Source organism: Paenibacillus sp. 01T422, assembly GCF_056398785.1.
Genome location: NZ_JBFTQB010001106.1, coordinates 1 through 2,640 on the forward strand (window position 1 = coordinate 1; position 2,640 = coordinate 2,640).

Below are 2,640 nucleotides of genomic sequence, written 5' to 3' on the forward strand. Positions count from 1 at the left end.
GGATACATTTCAAACATGAAAGAAGTTTGTTTTAGTTGTAAAAAATTTGTGAAACTCTACGAAATTCGAGGAAATGTTACACAAAATTCGGTTCCTTCACCTAATCGGCTGCGTACTTGAATGGTGCCATGCATACCAGTGACTAAATGCTTCACAATCGTCAGTCCAAGCCCCGTCCCCGTTGTCACGTCAGAGCTTGATGTTCTTGCTTCATCTGCCTTATAGAAGCGATCCCAAATGCGTGCTAACTCAGCATCCGTCATCCCAGTTCCGGTATCGCGAATGAATAGATGGACTTCATGCTCCGCCTCTTCCAATGCAACGGTTAACGTCCCACCCTTAGGCGTGAATTTTAAAGAGTTATAAATTAAATTATGTACGATTTGAGCAAAACGATCAGGATCTAGCGGAACTTGAGCAGGCTCTTTTTCCGGATTAGGTAAGATAAGATGAAGCGTTATCTCATTAACAGCGATCGGTGCCTTCAATAATTCCAATGATTCTTCCAGTACTTCTGTCATGACGACAGGCCTTAGTCGAAACACATCGAAACCATTTTGAATCTGTGCAAGGTCTAATAAATCAGTCACGAGACGCTGCAGCCGCTGAACCTCTTGATCACAGATGCGCAGGTAATGCGAGTATTTCTCTTCAGGGATGATTTTATCGTTCATAGCCACGATAAAACCGCGCAGTGTCGTAAGCGGTGAACGCAGTTCATGTGACACATTCGTCAGAAACTCCTGCCGAGTACCCTCCCATTCTTCCAACTGCTCTACCATGAAGTTGAAGCTGGTGGCTAGCTGCCCGACCTCATCGTGGGAAGTGACCGGAACACGGGTCGTAAAGTCGCCATGCGCCAGTTCAAGCGCCGCACGGTTCATTTGCTGAAGCGGGCCAGCGAGTTTTCGTGAAATAATGTAGAGAATGAATCCTACGGCCAGGAGAGAAAACAAGAGCGGAACCAGAATGTTAACCCGTACAGCAGAAATAGGCAAGCCGTCGATAAACTGCGCATCCATCTGCTTCGGTATCGTTCTACCTTCACTGTCAGAGGAACCGTTCAGAATATTCCCTTTGTCATCAACGAGCCACACTTGTCCATTAATGCTTCGTGCTAAAATGCGTACGGTATACTTCAATTCCCTCGTGGAAATGGTGCCGTCTTGAACAGAGTTCATTAGCCGAGTCACTTCGACAACACGTTTCTCCAGCAGTTCAACTTTGTCCTTGTAAAACAGATCCGTAAAATAATAGTTCCAGAACAGAAACAATCCCGCAAAGAAAAGCACACAGGTCGCCAGAAAAGACAAGAAGATTTTCAGATAAAGGCTGTTATATTTTCCCTTCAGCCAAAGCTTAAACATGCTGAACCACCTCAAACGAATAACCAATACCCCACAGCGTTTGAATGTTCCACGTATCATGTTGTCCCAGCTTTTTACGCAAATTTTTCACATGAGCGTCGACCGTACGCGTACCGCCGGTAAAATCAAAATTCCACACATAACCCAGCAGATCCTCACGCGTGAAAACGCGACTCGGATGACTGGTCAGGAAATGCAGCAATTCAATCTCCTTCGGCGTGAGATCAATTCGTTTTCCTCCCACAGTCACCCGGTACTGGTCCAAATCAATCACAATATTTCCGATTTCCAATATTTTACGGGACGAATTTTGCGAAGCTGACAGATCCGTTGGCATTTGAACCGTACGGCGCAATACAGCCTTAATGCGGGCAATAAGCTCATTAGGATCGAATGGCTTGACTAAATAATCGTCAACACCCAAGTTAAATCCTCTCAGCTTGTCAATGGACTCGCCCTTGGCTGTTAGAAAAATAATCGGTGTCTGATGATAGGGAGCTTCCATTTTCCGAATCATCTCACATAGCTCATAGCCCGAAATATCCGGCAGCATGATGTCCAGTAGAACTAAGTTTGGTTTCTCTTCTACGATTGTACGAAGAACCTCTTGCCCTCGCGGCAGCAGAATCGGTTCATAATTGGAGTGCTCCAAATACAGTCTAACCACTTCCGCAATATTCGGCTCATCATCTACGACAAGTACTTTACCTTCCGAGTTCACTTGGCGCCACCCTTTTCCTTACGAATTTGCTGTTGTCTTACTCTTTCTTCAATTACATCTGTCCGATCTCGTCGCGTATGCTTCTGGATGAGTTCAATATCGGCCATTCGGCTTGGCGCATGCCAAATCAACCCTCTTCGCTCGCATTCGGACTGGCATAATGCAATTAATTCCAAATCTGTGATCGGTAAATTGATATCTTGATACAAATAACCATCTCGCTCGATTTGAGCCCAAGTATGTCCAATTAGTTCGCCCAGCTGCTCAGGGTCGAGCCCCAAAGATGTCACATGATCAGCCTGCGCATTACGCTCGGCACTTTGCAGCATTTTCACGGCACCCGTGCGGTTTCCGCGCCTGATATGATACATTCCCACCGCTATTTGGATCAACGCGACATACGTTCTGCTTCGCTCGTCCCCGGGGTGCTCTTTCCAAAATTCTTCCATAACCTCATGGCATTCAAAATAATCTCGCTCCGCATGAAAATGCAGTAAATATTCGATGTAAGCTTCCGGATACTGCTTCATTAATCGTTCCCCCACCTTGTTC

General features: G+C 45.8%; 3 protein-coding genes. All 3 read right to left on the reverse strand.

The window, feature by feature from the left end; genetic code table 11:
* Positions 1-56: 56 nt before the first annotated feature.
* Positions 57-1,367 carry a sensor histidine kinase gene (locus tag AC1DUA_RS36090; RefSeq protein ID WP_477504312.1) on the reverse strand — a complete coding sequence of 437 codons (1,311 nt, stop codon included), beginning with the start codon at positions 1,365-1,367 and terminating at the stop codon, positions 57-59.
* Entirely contained in the window at positions 1,360-2,088 is a 729-nt protein-coding gene (locus AC1DUA_RS36095) for a response regulator transcription factor (RefSeq protein ID WP_477504313.1), read from the reverse strand. The genes AC1DUA_RS36090 and AC1DUA_RS36095 overlap by 8 nt, the downstream gene beginning before the upstream one ends.
* On the reverse strand, positions 2,085-2,640 hold a 556-nt coding region (locus AC1DUA_RS36100; protein ID WP_477504314.1), incomplete at its 5' end, for a DUF309 domain-containing protein. The genes AC1DUA_RS36100 and AC1DUA_RS36095, both read right to left, overlap by 4 nt.